The organism is Pseudomonas sp., assembly GCF_050739935.1.
Lineage (GTDB): Bacteria > Pseudomonadota > Gammaproteobacteria > Pseudomonadales > Pseudomonadaceae > Aquipseudomonas.
This window is the reverse complement of record NZ_JBOICF010000112.1, coordinates 67,474-84,830: the sequence shown is the minus strand read 5'-3', so window position 1 is coordinate 84,830 and position 17,357 is coordinate 67,474. Positions and strand designations below refer to the sequence as shown.

The 17,357-nt window shown below is 60.1% G+C and carries 17 protein-coding genes; 5 read left to right on the top strand and 12 right to left on the bottom strand.

Features of this window, described 5'->3' with window-relative positions; all coding sequences use genetic code 11:
• Positions 1-58: 58 nt before the first annotated feature.
• From ACRER8_RS22760 to ACRER8_RS22720, 9 genes are all read right to left on the bottom strand, one after another.
• The gene (locus ACRER8_RS22760) at positions 59-1,219 is read right to left on the bottom strand and encodes a D-alanyl-D-alanine carboxypeptidase family protein (protein WP_431748438.1); all 1,161 of its coding nucleotides are present in this window, start codon (positions 1,217-1,219) and stop codon (positions 59-61) included.
• Between the two features lie 207 nt (positions 1,220-1,426).
• Positions 1,427-2,458: a septal ring lytic transglycosylase RlpA family protein gene (locus ACRER8_RS22755; RefSeq protein ID WP_431748437.1), complete on the bottom strand. Its 1,032-nt coding sequence runs from the start codon at positions 2,456-2,458 to the stop codon at positions 1,427-1,429.
• Entirely contained in the window at positions 2,458-3,468 is a 1,011-nt protein-coding gene (gene mltB, locus ACRER8_RS22750; protein ID WP_431748436.1) for a lytic murein transglycosylase B, read from the bottom strand. Before mltB ends, ACRER8_RS22755 begins: the two co-directional genes overlap by 1 nt.
• A gap of 41 nt (positions 3,469-3,509) precedes the next feature.
• On the bottom strand, positions 3,510-4,613 hold the full coding sequence (rodA, locus tag ACRER8_RS22745; protein WP_431748459.1) for a rod shape-determining protein RodA: 1,104 nt from the start codon (positions 4,611-4,613) through the stop codon (positions 3,510-3,512).
• A 31-nt stretch (positions 4,614-4,644) separates the two neighbouring features.
• Positions 4,645-6,543 carry a penicillin-binding protein 2 gene (mrdA, locus tag ACRER8_RS22740; RefSeq protein ID WP_431748435.1) on the bottom strand — a complete coding sequence of 633 codons (1,899 nt, stop codon included), beginning with the start codon at positions 6,541-6,543 and terminating at the stop codon, positions 4,645-4,647.
• Positions 6,544-6,574: 31 nt separating this feature from the next.
• Entirely contained in the window at positions 6,575-7,042 is a 468-nt protein-coding gene (gene rlmH, locus ACRER8_RS22735; RefSeq protein WP_037017961.1) for a 23S rRNA (pseudouridine(1915)-N(3))-methyltransferase RlmH, read from the bottom strand.
• Positions 7,043-7,051: 9 nt separating this feature from the next.
• A complete protein-coding gene (gene rsfS, locus ACRER8_RS22730; protein ID WP_110947852.1) occupies positions 7,052-7,444 on the bottom strand; it encodes a ribosome silencing factor in 393 nt (130 codons plus the stop codon).
• Between the two features lie 16 nt (positions 7,445-7,460).
• A complete protein-coding gene (gene nadD / locus ACRER8_RS22725) occupies positions 7,461-8,123 on the bottom strand; it encodes a nicotinate-nucleotide adenylyltransferase (protein ID WP_431748458.1) in 663 nt (220 codons plus the stop codon).
• A 64-nt stretch (positions 8,124-8,187) separates the two neighbouring features.
• The gene (locus tag ACRER8_RS22720) at positions 8,188-9,462 is read right to left on the bottom strand and encodes a glutamate-5-semialdehyde dehydrogenase (protein WP_431748434.1); all 1,275 of its coding nucleotides are present in this window, start codon (positions 9,460-9,462) and stop codon (positions 8,188-8,190) included.
• A 311-nt stretch (positions 9,463-9,773) separates the two neighbouring features.
• Between ACRER8_RS22720 and ACRER8_RS22715 the strand changes: the two genes are divergently transcribed.
• Positions 9,774-10,457 carry a DNA-3-methyladenine glycosylase gene (locus ACRER8_RS22715; protein WP_431748433.1) on the top strand — a complete coding sequence of 228 codons (684 nt, stop codon included), beginning with the start codon at positions 9,774-9,776 and terminating at the stop codon, positions 10,455-10,457.
• Between the two features lie 3 nt (positions 10,458-10,460).
• On the top strand, positions 10,461-11,777 hold the full coding sequence (locus tag ACRER8_RS22710) for a bifunctional DedA family/phosphatase PAP2 family protein (protein ID WP_431748432.1): 1,317 nt from the start codon (positions 10,461-10,463) through the stop codon (positions 11,775-11,777).
• A 147-nt stretch (positions 11,778-11,924) separates the two neighbouring features.
• On the opposite strand, the gene ACRER8_RS22705 is transcribed toward ACRER8_RS22710, so the two are convergent.
• From ACRER8_RS22705 to ACRER8_RS22695, 3 genes are read right to left on the bottom strand one after another with little or no spacing between them, the layout of a single operon-like run.
• Positions 11,925-12,515: an LON peptidase substrate-binding domain-containing protein gene (locus tag ACRER8_RS22705; RefSeq protein WP_431748431.1), complete on the bottom strand. Its 591-nt coding sequence runs from the start codon at positions 12,513-12,515 to the stop codon at positions 11,925-11,927.
• Positions 12,516-12,525: 10 nt separating this feature from the next.
• Entirely contained in the window at positions 12,526-13,236 is a 711-nt protein-coding gene (locus ACRER8_RS22700) for an LrgB family protein (RefSeq protein WP_431748457.1), read from the bottom strand.
• A 2-nt stretch (positions 13,237-13,238) separates the two neighbouring features.
• Positions 13,239-13,601, bottom strand: coding sequence for a CidA/LrgA family protein (locus tag ACRER8_RS22695; protein WP_431748430.1), 363 nt, complete (start codon positions 13,599-13,601; stop codon positions 13,239-13,241).
• Between the two features lie 360 nt (positions 13,602-13,961).
• Here ACRER8_RS22695 and ACRER8_RS22690 point away from each other — a divergent pair, with 360 nt between their 5' ends.
• The 3 genes from ACRER8_RS22690 (at position 13,962) to ACRER8_RS22680 (ending at position 17,290) form a co-directional block, all read left to right on the top strand.
• The gene (locus ACRER8_RS22690) at positions 13,962-14,417 is read left to right on the top strand and encodes a MaoC family dehydratase (protein ID WP_431748429.1); all 456 of its coding nucleotides are present in this window, start codon (positions 13,962-13,964) and stop codon (positions 14,415-14,417) included.
• 140 nt (positions 14,418-14,557) lie between these two features.
• Positions 14,558-16,282 (top strand): C13 family peptidase, encoded by a 1,725-nt coding sequence (locus tag ACRER8_RS22685; protein WP_431748428.1) that lies wholly within the window; start codon positions 14,558-14,560, stop codon positions 16,280-16,282.
• A 366-nt stretch (positions 16,283-16,648) separates the two neighbouring features.
• Positions 16,649-17,290, top strand: a complete 642-nt coding sequence (locus ACRER8_RS22680) for an oxidoreductase (RefSeq protein ID WP_431748427.1) — start codon at positions 16,649-16,651, stop codon at positions 17,288-17,290.
• The last annotated feature ends 67 nt before the right edge of the window (positions 17,291-17,357 follow it).

The window sequence follows — 17,357 nt, the reverse complement described above, 5'->3', positions numbered from 1 at the left end:
CACCGCGATCAGCGGCGGGGGCGTACGGAGCAACAGTCAGTCAGTGATCAATATGTGATCAGTTGAACAGACTGTAGAAGAACATGCGAACGCTGTCCCACAGGCGGCGGAAGATACCACCTTCTTCAACGGCGTCCATGGCGATGAGATTAGCGGTGCGCACGACTTTGTCGTCCAACTTCACGTCAACCTGACCGATCACGTCGCCCTTGGCGATTGGCGCAACCAGTTTCGGGTTGATGGTCATGCTGGCGGTGAGCTTCTTGATCTCGCCTTTAGGCATGGTCATGGACAGGTCCTCGGCCAGACCGGCCTTGACCTGACGCTCGGTGCCTTTCCAGACAGGCGCTTGGGCCAGTTCAGTGCCCTTCTGATAGAAGGTCTGAGTCTCAAAGAAACGGAAACCATAGGTCAGCAGTTTCTGGGTCTCGGCGGCGCGGGCCTGCTCGCTGTTAGTACCGAATACCACGGCGATCAGACGCATGCCATCACGAACGGCCGAGGACACCATGCAGTAGCCGGCTTCTTCGGTGTGACCGGTTTTCAGACCGTCGACGGTCTTGTCGCGCCACAGCAGCAGGTTACGGTTAGGTTGCTTGATGCCGTTCCAGAAGAATTCTTTCTGCGAATAGATCGCGTAGTGAGCCGGGTCTTCGTGGATGATCGCGCGCGCCAGAATCGCCATGTCGTGGGCGGTGGCATAGTGATCAGGGTTCGGCAGACCGGTGGGGTTCATGAAGTGGCTGTTGACCATGCCCAGGTCGCCAGCGGTCTTGTTCATCATGTCTGCGAATGCGTCTTCGCTGCCGGCAATGTGCTCGGAAAGCGCAACGCTGGCGTCGTTACCCGACTGAATGATGATGCCGTGCAGCAGATCGCTGACGGTCACCTGGCTGCCGACCTTGATGAACATCCGCGAGCCGCCGGTGCGCCAGGCATTCTCACTGACGGTCACCGGATCGTTCTCGCCGATCTGACCACGACGGATTTCCAGAGTGGCGATGTAAGCCGTCATCAGCTTGGTCAGACTGGCCGGAGGCAAGCGCTGGTCACCGTTGTTTTCGACCAGAACGTTGCCGCTGTTGGCGTCCATCAGCACGTAAGCCTTGGCAGCCAATTGCGGTGGCGATGGCGTCATCTGTTCTGCCGCGAACACGGCAGGCGCGGTGAATAGCGGGATAAGCAGGCAAAGGCGTTTTGCAAAGGTGGTGATGTTCATCCGTCTCTCGAAAATGCTAATGGGCAAACATGCCCTCGCGGGCAAAGCGGTAATGCCAGGCTACCCTGGCGAACGGGGTCACATTCTACAGATGCCCCCGAGAAAAGCTGCTGCCAACGCTTGCTCTGGTGGCAAGTCGTCTGCCAGGCAAATTCGATTCGACCTCGCTGACGAAGTTCGAACCATTAATTGGGTACTGATCGGACTTTATTGATCCGATGTAACGACGCTTGGCGACCCCAGATTGGCCGACCTTACGCTGTTCTGCAGTTGCTGGGCTTCACCCGGCGTGTCGACCGGCCCCAGTCGCACGCGATAGAGCGTCTGTTGATTGCGCGCTATCGAACTGACGAAAACCGGTGCCCGAACCATCCCGCTCAGTTTCGACCTCAGGAGTTCCGCAGCGTCCGGGTTGGCGAAGGCTCCCACCTGGAGAAACAGCCCAGACACTTGTCCGGAAGCGTTTTTTTTTGCGTCGATCGGAACCGGCGAAACCGGCGCGGCGTGTTGTTGCGGTGGCGGCGTCCATTGCTCGATGGTGCCTGCCGACGCCGTGATCACCGGCGCTGCCGCAACCGGCTGACGAGGCGGCGGGTTACTGGCCACTTGCGGCTGATCGAGCATCAACGGCGCCGGCTTGCCGCGTTGCGCCCAGTATTGCGCAGGGTCGATGCCCTCGACCTTCACCCGCGCAGTGCCCGTTTCGGCATATCCGAGCTTTTTCGCGGCCGCGTAGGACAAATCGATGATGCGATCGGAATAGAACGGCCCGCGGTCGTTGACCCGCAGGATCACGGTGCGGTTGTTGTCCAGGTTGGTCACCCGTACGTAACTCGGCAGCGGCAGCGTCTTGTGCGCCGCGCTCATGCCGTACAGGTCATATACTTCGCCGTTGGCGGTGTTCTGACCGTGAAACTTGGTGCCGTACCAGGATGCCGTGCCCGTCTGAACGTAGCTGCTGGAATCGCTGAGCGGGAAGTAGGTCTTGCCCAACACGGTGTACGGGTTGGCCTTGTAAGGGCCGGTATGCAGAGTTGGGACCGCATCGGGGATGCGCGAGACGTCGACGTCCCACCACGGCGCGCCATCTTTATGCGCCCGATTGATGTCCAGCCCCGGTTGCGCGCGGATGATGTTGCCCTGCTGCGTCGGTCGACTGGTGGAGCAACTGACGACCAGCAATGTCAGCGCGGCGAAGGCCATCAGCTTCAATGGTTGTTTGATCGGCAATGACCGCATTACTTGACGCCCCGAGCTTGAACAAGCAGTTCAGACAGCTGATGCACGGCCATGGCGTACATCACGCTGCGGTTGTAACGCGTGATTGCGTAAAAATTCTTCAAACCCATCCAGTATTCAGGGCCATTGTCGCCTTCCAGACGAAAAGCCGTGACCGGCATATCATCGCGCAGCGCATCATGACTCGCCCACCCCAAGGCTCGCAACTCCCCGACGGTCTTCACCGGCTCGATTCCCGGGCTCAAACCACCTTCGAAAAGGTCGCCACGCACGCTTGCCCGGCTGACCACAGGCTCACCCGCGACCCAGCCATGACGCTTGAAATAGCTGGCAACGCTGCCGATCGCATCATCCGGGTCGTTCCAGATGTTGATGTGACCGTCACCGTCGAAATCCACTGCATAGTTGCGAAAGCTGCTCGGCATGAACTGCGGCAACCCCATCGCCCCGGCATACGAGCCTTTGAGCGTCAGCGGGTCGACCTGCTCTTCACGGGCAAGCAACAAAAACTCGCGCAGTTCCTTGCGGAAGAAATCCGCGCGCGGAGGATAATCGAAACTCAGCGTCGATAACGCATCGATTACCCGATAATTTCCGGTATTACGACCAAAAAATGTTTCCACACCAATGATCGCGACGATCACTTGCGCGGGCACACCATACTCTTGTTCGGCGCGAGCCAGCGCTGTTTCGTGCTGTCGCCAGAAATCCACACCCCTCGCGATCCGCGCATCGGTGAGGAACATCGGGCGGTAATCCTTCCATGGTTTCACCCGTTCGGCGGGCCGGGATATCGCATCCAGAATCGACTGTTTGCGTTCAACATTGCGAAAGACCTCTATCAGTTGTTCGCCTGCAAACCCGTAGTCACGGGTCATGTCACTGACGAACTGGGCAACCTGAGGCGAGCCTTCATAGTCACCGGCAAGCGACTCCTGCACTGAGCCGAGGATGCCCATCAGACCGACCAGCGGCGCATATCGAGCAGCCCAGCCACGCACTACTTGCATTGAGTTCCTGACCTTAAAACCTGACCGGTTATTCACTGTAATCAAACCTGAGCGATCCACTTGCGATGGGTATGGATCGACATCAAAACCCCAAACGCTGACAGCAGCGTAACCAGCGAAGTTCCGCCGTAGCTAATGAAGGGCAAGGGCACCCCCACCACCGGCAGCAGCCCGCTGACCATACCGATATTGACGAAAACATAAACAAAAAACGTCATGGTCAGGCTGCCGGCGAGGAGCTTGCCGTACAGCGTCTGCGCCTGAGCGGTGATCATCAGCCCGCGACCGATCAGCAGCAGATAAATCAGCAACAGCGCGCAAATCCCTACCAGACCGAACTCTTCGCCGAGTACCGCAATGATGAAGTCGGTATGGCTCTCTGGCAGAAAGTCCAGGTGCGACTGTGTGCCCAGCAGCCAGCCCTTGCCGAAGACGCCGCCAGAACCGATCGCAGCCTTGGACTGGATGATGTTCCAGCCAGTGCCCAGCGGGTCGCTTTCCGGGTCGAGGAAGGTCAGGATTCGCTGCTTCTGATAGTCGTGCATGAAGAAGAACCACATCCCCACCGCGACCGGCACCGCCGCCGCGATGACGCCGATGATCCAGCGCCAGCGCAGGCCAGCCATGAACAGCACGAAGGTCCCGGAAGCGAGAATCAGCAGCGAGGTGCCGAGGTCGGGTTGGCGCACGATCAGAATGAACGGCAGACCGATCAGTCCGAGACTCACTGCCACATGCTTCAGGTGCGGCGGCAGTGTGCGCTTGGACAGATACCAGGCGATGGTCGCCGGCATGATGATCTTCATGAATTCCGAAGGCTGGAAGCGGATAACCCCCGGAATGTTGATCCAGCGCGTCGCCCCCATGGCGTTGTGGCCCATGACGTCCACCGCCACCAGCAACAGCACGCCGAGGACGTAGGCAATCGGCACCCAGCGCGCCATGAAGCGTGGCTCCAGCTGGGCAATGACGAACATCGATACCAACCCGATCCCAAACGAGGTGGCCTGTTTGATCAGCAGATCCCAGCTCTTGCCGCTGGCCGAATAAAGAACGAACAGGCTGCCTGCGGCCAAGGTCAGCAGCAGGATCAGCAGAGGACCGTCAACATGGATTTTCTGCAGGAAAGTGGCGCGACGGCGCATCACATCTTCGCTGGAGAGAATGCGGTCGAAATTACTCTTCACGGGCCGCGGTCTCCGGAGGCAGTGTATTGCTGGCGTATTCGGGTTTCAAACGACCCTGAGGGTCCAGTAGCCAGGCATCCATGACCTGACGCACGACAGGCGCCGCGGCACCGGAACCGGATTCACCGTTTTCGATCATCACCGCAACGACGATCTTGGGGCTGTCGGCCGGCGCGAAGCCCACGAACAAGGCGTGGTCGCGGTGGCGTTCCTGCACTTTCGAGCGATCGTATTTTTCGCCCTGGCGAATGGCGACGACTTGCGCGGTACCACTCTTGCCCGCGATGCGGTATTGAGCGCCGATCGCCGCCTTGCGCGCAGTGCCGCGGGCACCATGCATGACCTGTTGCATGCCATGGTTGACCTTGGCCCAGTCAGACGGGTCGCGCAGGACAATATCGGGCATGGGGTTTTCATCCACGGGTTTCTGGCCCTCTACCGTCCTGGCCAGATGTGGACGGTTCCATTTGCCCTTGTTGGCCACAAGCGCCGTGGCCTGAGCCAGTTGCAGCGGAGTGGCCTGCATGTAGCCCTGGCCGATCCCGAGGATCAATGTCTCGCCCGGGAACCAGGCCTGACGGCGGGTGATGCGTTTCCAGTCGCGAGACGGCATCAGGCCCGGCGACTCTTCGAACATGTCCAGCGAGACCTTCTGCCCGATACCGAACTTGTTCAGATAAGAAGACAGCCGATCGATACCCACCTTGTGCGCCAGATCGTAGAAATAAGTGTCGTTGGAACGCATGATCGCCGTGTCCAGGTCCACCCAGCCGTCGCCGGTGCGGTTCCAGTTACGGTATTTGTGATCGTAGTTCGGCAGCATGTAGTAGCCGGGATCGAACACCCGGGTACTGGCGGTCACTACGCCCGAATCAAGGCCCGCGATGGCCACGGCCGGCTTGATGGTCGAGCCCGGCGGATACAGGCCGCGCAGAATACGATTGAACAGCGGCCGGTCCACCGAATCACGCAGCTCGGAATACGCCTTGAAGCTGATGCCGGTGACGAACAGATTCGGGTCGAAGCTTGGCTGACTGACCATCGCCAGCACTTCGCCGGTGTTCGGGTCCAGCGCCACGACCGCGCCACGACGCCCGGCGAGCGCAGCTTCGGCAGCTTCCTGCAGTTGGATGTCCAAGCTCAGGACGATGTCCTTGCCTGGCACTGGATCGGTACGTTTCAGAACCCGCAGCACCCGGCCACGGGCATTGGTTTCGACCTCTTCATAGCCAACCTGACCGTGCAGCTCTGGCTCGTAGAAGCGTTCGATGCCGGTCTTGCCCATGTGATGGGTGCCGCTGTAATTGACCGAGTCCAGGCTTTTGAGCTCTTTCTCGTTGATCCGTCCCATGTAGCCGACCGAGTGAGCGAAGTGCTCGCCCTGCGGATAGTGACGAACCAGTTGCGCGACCACTTCGACGCCCGGCAGGCGGAACTGGTTGACCGCGATGCGAGCGATCTGCTCTTCGTTCAACTCGAACAGGATCGGTACCGGCTCGAACGGCCGGCGTCCCTGCTTCATGCGTTTTTCGAAGATGATCCGGTCATCCGGGGTCAGCTCCAGCACCTCAACGATGGTGTCGAGCACCTGCGCCCAATCGCCGGAACGCTCGCGGGTCATACTCAGGCTGAAACTCGGACGGTTGTCGGCGATCACTACGCCATTGCGGTCGAAAATCAGCCCGCGACTCGGCGGAATCGGCTGCACATGCACCCGATTATTTTCCGACAGAGTCGAGTGATAGTCGTACTGGATGACCTGAAGGAAGTAGAGCCGCGCCACCAGCACGCAGATCAGCACGATGACTGCCACAGCGCCGACCACGACTCGGCTGCGCACCAGGCGTGCGTCCTTTTCGTGATCTTTCAGGCGAATCGGCTGAGACATTTAGGGCGTGTTCACAGTGAAGGCAGCGGCGCTACTTGTGATAAGGGTGACCGGACAACACTGTCCAGGCACGATAAATCTGTTCACCGATGAGGATGCGCACCAGCGGGTGCGGCAACGTCAGCGGCGACAACGACCACCGTTGCTCGGCACGAGCACAGACCTCTGGCGCCAGCCCTTCCGGACCGCCAACCATCAGGTTCACGGTGCGCGAATCAAGGCGCCAGCGATCGAGCTCTCCCGCCAGTTGCTCGGTGCTCCACGGCTTGCCATGAACTTCGAGGGTGACGATCCGCTCGCCCGGCTGCACTTTGGCCAGCATGGCCTCGCCTTCCTGACGGATCAGGCGCGCCACGTCGGCGTTCTTGCCACGGGTGTTGAGCGGAATCTCTACCAGTTCAAGCGCCAGCTCGGATGGCAGACGCTTGGCATACTCATGCCAACCCTCTTCCACCCACTTGGGCATGCGTGAACCGACAGCAATCAGACGCAGACGCACAGTGAGCCCTTATTCGTTGCCCGGCGTATGGTGCGCGCCGCTGGCAGCACGGCTCTGCTCGGCGCCTTGCCACAAACGCTCAAGGTCGTAGAACTGGCGGGCAGCGGCGGTCATCATGTGCACGATCACATCGCCCAGATCCAGCAGTACCCAGTCGCTTTCGCCTTTGCCTTCTTCGCCCAGGGGTTGCGCGCCCTTGGCTTTGACGTTCTCGCGAACCTTGTCGAGCATGGCGTTGATCTGACGGTTCGAGGTACCGGTGGCGATCACCATGTAGTCGGTCAGGCTGTGCTTGTCTTTCACGTCGATGACCAGGATATCCTGGGCCTTCACGTCTTCCAGCGCGGCCTTGGTCAGTTCAACCAGCTCTTCGCCGGATACGGTGTTTTTTTGCTTTGTCATATAAAACTCATTCAGTTCAATTGGGCGCACGGTACAGCCCGTGCGCCTCGATATAGGCCAGTACTGCGTCTGGCACCAGAAAACGTACCGACTTCCCGCTGGCCAGCAGTTGGCGGATCTGGGTGGCAGACACCGAAAGCGGCGTCTGCCAGACGAATGTAATGTGTCCGCCAGGGCCCTTGAGGGCCTTCGGATCGCTGACCGCGCGCGCCGCCAGCAGGTTACGCATGGCGTCCGGCGACTCGCTGTCGGCGTCCGGGCGTTGCAGCACCACGATATGGCAGTGCTCCAGCAACTCTTCCCAACGATGCCAAGTGGGCAGCCCGCAAAAGGCGTCCCATCCCAGCAACAAAAACAGCTGGTCATCGGCGGCGAGTTCGGCGCGCATCGATACCAGCGTGTCGATGGTGTACGACGGCTTGTCGCGCAACAACTCGCGATCATCCACCGTCAATGGCGACACCCCTTGCACGGCACAGCGGACCATCGCCAGACGGTCCTGCGCCGAAACACTGGGTGTGTCGCGATGAGGCGGCCTAGCGCTGGGCGTCAGGCGCAACTCATCGAGTTCAAGCAATGCGGCGACTTCCAGCGCGCCGCGCAAATGGCCAATGTGCACGGGATCGAACGTCCCGCCCAGCATGCCTATACGTTTTGCCGCGCGCGGGACAGAAGCCACGTCCCCGGCAGGCTCGGCTACCGCTTTCGCATCACTGTCTGCGTGCTGCCGAATGTCGGCCAAGTCAGGCTGGCCCCTGCCCGCGCAGTTGGTGTCCGTCACCCACGACGATGTACTTCTCGCAGGTCAGGCCTTCAAGTCCTACCGGGCCACGGGCGTGGATCTTATCTGTGGAAATGCCGATTTCCGCACCCAGACCGTATTCGAAACCGTCCGCGAAACTGGTCGGTGCGTTGATCATCACCGAGCTGGAGTCGACTTCAGCCATGAAGCGGCGAGTCTGAGACTGGGAATCGGAGATGATGGCGTCGCTGTGATGCGAGCCGTAATGGTTGATGTGCTCGATGGCCTGATCCAGACCGGTGACAATTCGGATCGAGAGGATCGGCGCCAGGTATTCGGTGTGCCAGTCTTCTTCGGTCGCAGGGATCGCATCGATCAGCTCGCGGGTACGCTCGCAACCACGCAGCTCAACGCCTTTTTCGCGGAGCTGGGCAGCCATTTGCGGCAGGAAGTCGATAGCGATCGCCTGATCCACCAGCAGCGTTTCCATGGCGCCACAGATACCGTAGCGATAAGTCTTGGCGTTAAAGGCGATGCGTTGCGCCGCAGCCAAATCGGCGTGGGCACTGACATAGACGTGGCAGATACCGTCCAGATGCTTGATGACCGGCACCCTGGCGTCGCGACTCACACGCTCGATCAGACCTTTGCCGCCGCGCGGAACGATGACGTCAACGTACTCGGGCATGGTGATCAGCGCGCCAACGGCGGCACGGTCAGTGGTTTCGACTACTTGCACCACGGCAGCAGGCAGACCGGCCTCGTCCAGCCCACGCTGGATGCAGGCGGCGATGGCACGGTTGGAGTGAATGGCCTCGGAACCACCGCGCAGGATGGTCGCGTTACCGGATTTCAGGCACAGACTGGCGGCATCGATGGTCACGTTCGGACGCGACTCGTAGATGATGCCGACCACGCCCAACGGCACACGCATCTTGCCGACCTGAATGCCGGAAGGCTGGAAATTCATGTCACGGATAGTGCCGATAGGGTCCGCAAGACTGGCGACCTGACGCAAACCGGCGATCATGCTGTCGATGCGAGCCGGGGTCAGGGCCAGACGTTCGAGCAAGGCAGGTTCGAGGCCATTGGCGCGGCCAGCGGCCAGGTCCTGCTCGTTGGCAGCTGTCAGCTCGTCGCGGGCAGCGTCCAGCGCATTGGCGGTGGCCGTCAGCGCGCGGTTTTTCTGCGCGGTACTGGCGCGGCCGATCACGCGCGAAGCTTCGCGGGCGGCACGACCCAGGCGGGTCATATAGTCAAGAACGGACTCAGTCATGGTCTCAGAGGTCTTGGCAGAGAGGAAAGCGGCCGATTATAGCTGTCGGGCGGGCCGAACGACAGCGGCGACAGGCGGATGGTCGATATAAGCAGGATTTGTTGGGTGAAACCCTAATTCAAACCCTCGAAACAACTGTAGGAGCCGGCTTGCTGACGAATGCGGAGGGTCGCACATGTTGATGGCGGCTGACACAACCGGTTCGCCAGCAAGCCGGCTCCTGCAGTCGGTGTGTGATCGTTCAAGCCATTCAGCTGCAATTAAGCCCGACATTGCTATCATCGCCTGCCACCTCACCATGTTGCCTATTTATGCCCGATCACGCCCACCGCGCCCTGCCCGACAGTTTCTTCAATCGCGACGCTCAGACGCTTGCCCGTGATCTGCTGGGAAAGGTGGTGCGTCACAAGGTCGGCGAGTTGTGGTTGTCGGCGCGCATCATAGAGACAGAAGCGTATTACCTCGAGGAAAAAGGCAGCCACGCCTCCTTGGGCTATACAGAAAAACGTAAGGCTTTGTTTCTGGATGGCGGTCACATTTATATGTATTACGCCCGAGGCGGTGACTCGCTGAATTTCAGCGCAGGTGGGCCGGGCAACGCCGTGCTGATCAAATCGGCGTATCCGTGGGTCGATGCAACCTCGGGCGAGAACAGCCTGGCACAGATGCTGCTCAACAACCCCGACGCCAGCGGCAATATCCGCCCACCCGAACGGCTATGCGCCGGCCAGACGCTGCTGTGCAAGGCGCTGGGCCTGAAGGTGCCAATGTGGGACGCCAAGCGCTTCGACCACGAGCAGATCTTTGTCGACGACGTGGGCCAGCGTCCCGCGCAGATCATCCAGACCACCCGCCTGGGCATCCCCGCCGGACGCGACGAAGAGCTGATGTACCGCTTCGTCGATGCAGCCTATGCGCGGTACTGCACGCGGAACCCGATCAGACGCGGGCAAGCCGAAGGCCGCGATTATTTCATCATCGAGCAGGGAAATTGACCCATGGGCTCATGGCTCGAAAGCATCACCGCATGGCTGAGTGCCAACCCCTCATGGCTGGGCGCGGCGGTTTTTCTGGTTTCATTCGTCGAATGCCTGGCCATTGCGGGCATCATCGTTCCCGGTACGGTCGCGTTGTTCGCCATTGCCGCGCTGGCAGGCAGCGGGATTCTGCCGCTGAGTGAGGCCTTGCTGCTGGGTTTCGTCGGCGGATTACTGGGGGATTTCGTTTCCTACTTCCTCGGTCGACGATTCCACCAGAATATTCGTCGGCTTCCGGGCCTTCGCCATCATCCGGAGTGGATAGCCGGTGCCGAAACGTATTTCCAGCGTTACGGCATCGCCAGCCTTCTGGTAGGTCGCTTCATCGGCCCCTTGCGCCCGATGCTGCCGATGGTGGCCGGGATGTTCGACATGCCTTTCGTGCGATTCGCTGCGGTGAGCGTTGTTGCAGCGGCCGGTTGGTCGGTGGCGTACATTCTGCCGGGCTGGGCGACAGGGGCGGCAATTCGTCTGCCATTGCCGGAAGGTTTCTGGCCGGAGGCTGCGGCGGTAGGCGCGGGGCTGGCGATATTGTTGGGCGTGGCGATTCAGAGCAGCGTGCGGGCCAAGCGTTACGCCACCAAGCTGATCGCGCTGACCAGCCTGGTCATGTTAATTGCGGTGTTTCTGGGCTGGCCATACCTGGCGCATCTGGATCAGGGTGTGATGACGCTGGTGCAGGAGCATCGCAGCGCAGCCGCGGAAAATTTCGTGGTACTGGTCACCGGGCTGGGGGATTTCAGAACGCAATTCTGCGCGGCCGCCGTACTGTTGATCATGCTGATCATCACCCGCCAATGGCGCCATGCGATCTTTGCCTGCTCGACCACCCTGGGCTCGGCGATCATTAACCAGAGCATGAAGCACACCTTCGCCCGCGCTCGCCCCGAAGTGCTGGCCGAGCCGCTGACGACCTACAGCATGCCCAGTGGACACGCGTCAGCATCGTTCGCACTGTTCATGACGCTGGCGGTGCTCGCAGGCCGCGGGCAGCCCGTTCGTCTGCGCTTGACCTGGCTGCTGTTGGGGGTGATTCCTGCGGCATCGATCTGCGTATCGCGGGTGTATCTGGGCGTGCACTGGCCGACCGATGTGCTGGCCGGGATGCTGCTGGCGTTCTTCGCCTGCGCCACGAGCCTGGCGTTCGTGCAGAACAAGCAGCCTATGCCTGCCCTGCCATTACGCGTGTGGTGGCTACTGTTACCGGCGATCATCGCGGTGCTGATCGGGTTCGCGGTTCATTCGCTGACTCATGGGTTGATTCGGTATGAGTATTGATGAGAGCGTTTCACGGAGCGCGCCTGAAGAAACCGGACACCGTGGGATCGAATTCATTCGCGAGGCGTCTGTACAGTCGACAGATTTGTGTCGTCAGTAAGACCCTCTCGCGAATGAATTCGCTCCCACACTGAAAAGGCGACGACACTAAGCCTGCATATCCCCTTGCATCTCATCGAGCAGGTCCTGAATCGCGTCGAGCCGTTCTTCGGCGTCGTCGATTTCCAGCAACTCAATCTTGTCTTCTTCGGCAAACGGCAGCAGGTATGCCAGTTGATTGGCCAGTGACTGCTGCCCGCTCGCTGTCAGCCCCATGTTCAGCGCAGCGACCATCGGGTGTTCGGCCAGTGCAGCCAGTAATGCCACCAGGTCGTCGTCCTCTTCCTGCAACGGCTTTTCCTGGGGTTCTTCCAGCCACTCCACTTCGGCGATCAACAGGTTGTCACGCTGAGCTTCGGCGCCGATCACGCGGAAACGCCGACCGCCGACCACGCGAATGCCCAGCAGGCCGTTGTCCTGCTGCTGGAAGTCGGTGACCAGCGCTTCGCAACCGATCTGCGAAAAACCTTCAGGCACATCACCGACTTCACTGCCTTCGGTAATGCACACCACGCCAAAGCCTTCGCCCTGTTTCATGCAGCGGCCAATCATGTCCAGGTAGCGCGCCTCGAATATCTGCAGATCGAGCACACACCCCGGGAACAGCACAGCGTTTAGCGGAAACAACGGCAACGACATAGACACACCCTCAAGCAACCAGAGACACCGCCAACGGCAAGAACAATGCCGTGGCGACCCCCATCAGACTCATGGCGAGCGCCGCAAAGGCACCGCACTCTTCACCTTCCTGCAAGGCCGCCGAGGTCCCCACCGCGTGCGCAGTCAGGCCCAGCGCCATGCCTCGGGCTTCCGGGCTTTGCACGCCCGCCAGGGTCAACAGACCGGGGCCGAATATGCCGCCAATGACGCCGGTGATCAACACGAAAACCGCTGCCAATGCCGCCACACCGCCGATCTGCTCGGCCACCAGCATGGCAATCGGCGATGTGACCGACTTCGGCGCCATGGTCATCAGGATCATGTGATCGGCGCCCAGCACCCAGCCCAGCCCCACGCAAAGCCCGGTCGCCAACACGCCGCCAACCACCAGCGTAGTCAAGACCGGCCAGAACAACTGCCGAATACGCCGCAGATTCAAATAAAGCGGCACTGCCAACGCAACCGTTGCGGGGCCGAGCAGGATGCTGAGTATTTCAGTGCTCTTGCGGTACTCGGCATATTCCAGCCCGCAACTGACCAGCACGCCGATCACCACCAGCATCGACACCAGCACCGGCTGCAGAAACACCCAGCGGGTTTTCTCGTACCCGGCCAATACCACCTGATAAGCGCCCAACGTGATGGCGATGCCAAACAGCGGGTGATGGATGACGGCCAGCCAGGCTCCATGCCAATCCAGGCTCATGATGGCTCCCGGCGACTGGCCTGGCGATCGATGAGTTTTTGCATCAACCAGCCGGCAAACGTGAGCGAGATCATCAACGACAAAACCAGAGAACCTACAATGGCCCAGAAATCGTCGGCGATCTGACCGGCATAGACCATTACACCCACGGCAGGCGGCACCAGTAACAGCGGCAGATATCGCAGCAGACTGCTGGCCGCCAGGCTGATGGGTTGACTCACCTCGCCGCGGACCATCAGGTAGATCATCAACAACACCAGGCCAATGATCGGCCCCGGCAGTATCGACAGGAATAAATGATTCAGCGCCGTTCCCACCAGTTGGAACAGCACCAGCCACGTCAGGCCTCTTAGCAACATAAAAAACTCCAGCGAATTGGCGGCGACATTATAAGCACGCAGCCCGTCGGCCTATGAGGCGGTATTCGCAAGCCGGGGGATTGTTGACCGGGCTTACAGGGCGTGCTGATCTCTAGGTCCGACAGCGGCAACGGTAAATACGCTGTTGCCGGTGGCGTTCTTCCAAGCGGCGCCTGACGCTGTAGAAGCCGGGCCTGCGGGTGAACGCCGTATATCGGTCAAATCTACAATGCCTGACACAGCCGGTTCGCCAGCAAGCCGGCTCCTACAGGTATGCGGCGCTATACCGCACCAAGCAATAACAGCGCCCGAGACGCCAGACCACTGAAAAAACATAGTTGATCCACAAGGAGAGTACCGATGCCCTATGTACCTGTTGCAGAACTCAAGCGTTATGAAGGCAAGGAACTGGGAAGTTCCGAGTGGTTGTTGATCGACCAGGCGCGTATCAATCTGTTCGCTGAAGCGACGGGCGATTTCCAGTTCATTCACGTCGACCCGGTCAAAGCTGCGCAGACCCCGTTCGGCTCGACTATCGCCCACGGTTTCCTGTCGCTGTCGCTGATTCCCAAACTGATGGAGTCGCTTCTCGTCGTACCCGAGGGCATGAAAATGGCGATCAACTATGGGCTGGACAGCGTGCGTTTTATCCAGCCGGTCAAAGTCGACTCGCGCGTTCGTCTAAAAGTTACCCTTGCCGAAGTGACCGAGAAGAAGCCCGGCCAATGGCTGCTAAAAGCCACTGCAACGCTTGAAATCGAGGGTCAGGACAAGCCTGGGTTTATCGCTGAACCACTTTCCCTCTGCTTCGTGTAACGCCCCTAAAACATGAAACAGTCGTAACAGACTGTTTCATGACGCTTCCCGGCTGCGGCATACTCGGCGCGGCTGTGTGAGCGACTCGATACAAGTACGCGATCTGATCACGCCGAAACACCTCTTTTTCGGGATTTACCATGCGCGCGCTTGCTCCTCTGGCCCTTACCCTTCTGATTACCGCGTGCGGTGACGGCGAGTCGCTGTTGCCACCGGACGCACGCCTGCCCGATGGCGGTCGCTATCGTGGTGACGTGGTCAATGGCGTCCTGCAAGGCAAGGGCCGCATCGATTATCCCAACGGCAGTTGGTACGCCGGGGAGTTCAGGAACGGTCAATGGAACGGCCAGGGCGAATGGCACGCCAGCAACGGCGACGTCTATAAAGGCGGCTTTCAGGACGGACTATTCCAAGGCCAGGGTCAGCTGACCACCAGCGCCGGCAGCTATGTGGGCGGCTACAAACTGGGGCGGCGCGATGGCGAAGGCTCGCTCAAAGAGCATGGCATGAGCTATCGCGGCGAGTTCAAGGCCGACCTGTACGACGGTCTGGGCCACCTGGAGTTGGAAGACGGCAGCGAATATCAGGGCCAGTTCGCCCATGGCAAACCTAACGGCGAAGGACAGCGCAGCGATGCCGCGGGCAATCAGTTCAGCGGTAAGTTCGTCGATGGCCAGCTGCAAGGCGTTGGCAACTTCAACAGCGCCGATGGCGATCAGTACGTCGGCGGCTTTCATGACAACCAGCTCAACGGCCGCGGACGCTATGAAAACGCTGATGGCGACGTATGGTCCGGTCAGTTCAAGGATGGCGCGTTCACCGGTAAGGGCGAGCTGATCGGCTCCGACGGCACCCACTATCAAGGGCAGTTTCGCAACTGGCGTTTCGCGGGCGAAGGGCGTTTGAAACTGGCGGACGGCAGCGTTTACGTCGGTCACTTCGACAATGACAACTATCAGGGTCAGGGCGTTCTGACATCTGCCGATGGCAGCGTGCAGAGCGGCATCTGGTCCAACGGCCAGCGCGTGCGCGATGCGACGGGCAAACTGCTGCCCGATTCGCTGGAGATGGGACTGCTTGCGCAAGGTCCGCTTCTGGACAAGGCGCTGGCGGCGGTTCCTGCGTCCACTTCGGCTATCGAGCTGTACAGCTTGGTGGTCGGCGGCGACGGCAAGCAGAGCGTGTTCCTGCGCGAGGCCGACTACGTCAACAATCTGCTGGCGACCCGCTTCGGCGCGTTCGGTCAGATTTCGCTGGTTAACCATCGCGACCACATGGCCGATCGTCCGCTGGCGACCCGCGAAAACATCAACCGCGCCGTGCAGACCCTGGCTCAACGCAGCGGTCCGGAAGACCTGATCTTCATTTACCTCACCAGCCACGGTACCCATGACCATGAGTTGGTGCTGGATCAGCCGCGCCTTGAACTGTCGGACCTGCCCGCCAACGAGATGGCCAGCGTGCTCGCCCCTCTGAAGAACCGCGACAAGATCGTGGTGATTTCCGCCTGTTATTCCGGTGGCTTCATCCCGGCGATCAAGGACGAAAAAACCATGGTCATCACGGCATCCCGCGAGGATCGCGTTTCGTTCGGCTGCTCGGAAGAAGCGGACTTCACCTATTTCGGCGAAGCCCTGTTCGGCAAGGCGCTGGTGGCCACCGACGACCTGCAACAGGCCTTCAACGACGCCAGGACCATCGTCGCGCAGCGGGAAATCGAGGAAAGCTTCGAAGCCTCCGACCCCCAGATGTGGGCCCCCAAAGGCGTCATCGCGCATTGGCAGAAGCTGCGCAAAAGCCAAGCGGAACGGGCGTTGAATACTGTTTCGATCGGCATGACTGCCAAGGCCGTCGGTAGTCATTGAATCACCGCTGACGGATCTGGCAACGCGCATTCAATGCTTTTGACTCTTTCGAAGGCGTACACACGCTTGTCTCGCCTGCGATCTGCTACGTAGCCGTAGTAAATCCATTCAATCTCGTCGCATCAGACAAGCCGAGGCGTTCGGGTTTGCTGCCGCTTCGCACCAGATCGCGAGCAAGCTTGCTCCTGCGGCCTTCCGGCCAGAATCAAAAGCAGCCAGCGCGATATCGTCATATGCCCTGTGCATATCTGTGGAGATAGACACGGCATAGATGAATATTTAACGCTTTTGTGAAACCAGCCCGCTCGGCGCGCAGTCTGTTGCGTTAGAACGCCTATGCTTGTGGCGTATCAAGGGAGAAAGACTATGTACTTGACGCCGCAACACATTCTGCTTGCCGGAGCGACCGGTCTGACTGGCGAGCATCTGCTCGATCGCCTGCTCAACGAACCCACTGTCAGCCGCGTCCTGGCCCCGAGCCGCAGACCGCTGGCTGAACACCCGCACCTTGAAAACCCGGTGGGTGAATTCACTTCGCTGCTGCCCGAACTGAACGGCCAGGTCGATATCGCCTTTTGTTGTCTGGGCAGCACGATCAAGCAGGCTGGATCCCAGGACGCCTTCCGCGCAGTGGACAAGGACATGGTCGTGGCCTTTGGCAAACGCGCTCGGGAGCTGGGAGCCAGGCACTTGCTAGTGATCAGCGCAGTGAGCGCCGACCCTGAATCGAGCATTTTCTACAGCCGCGTGAAAGGCGAAATGGAAGAGGCGCTCAAGGACCAGAATTGGCCGCAACTGACCATCGCCCGCCCTTCCCTGTTGATTGGCGAGCGGGAGGATCAGCGCTTGGTCGAGCAACTGGCCGCACCCATCGCCAAGTTGATCCCCGGCAAATACGGCGGCATCGAAGCCTGCCAACTGGCCCGCGCGCTGTGGCGTCTGGCGCTGGAGGAGCAGGATGGGGTGAGGATTGTAGAGTCCGATGAGTTGCGGCGGTTGGGTAAGTAATTTCTGTCACACGCACACCCCCCTGTGGGAGCAAATTCATTCGCGATGCGGTGGTACATCCCACATA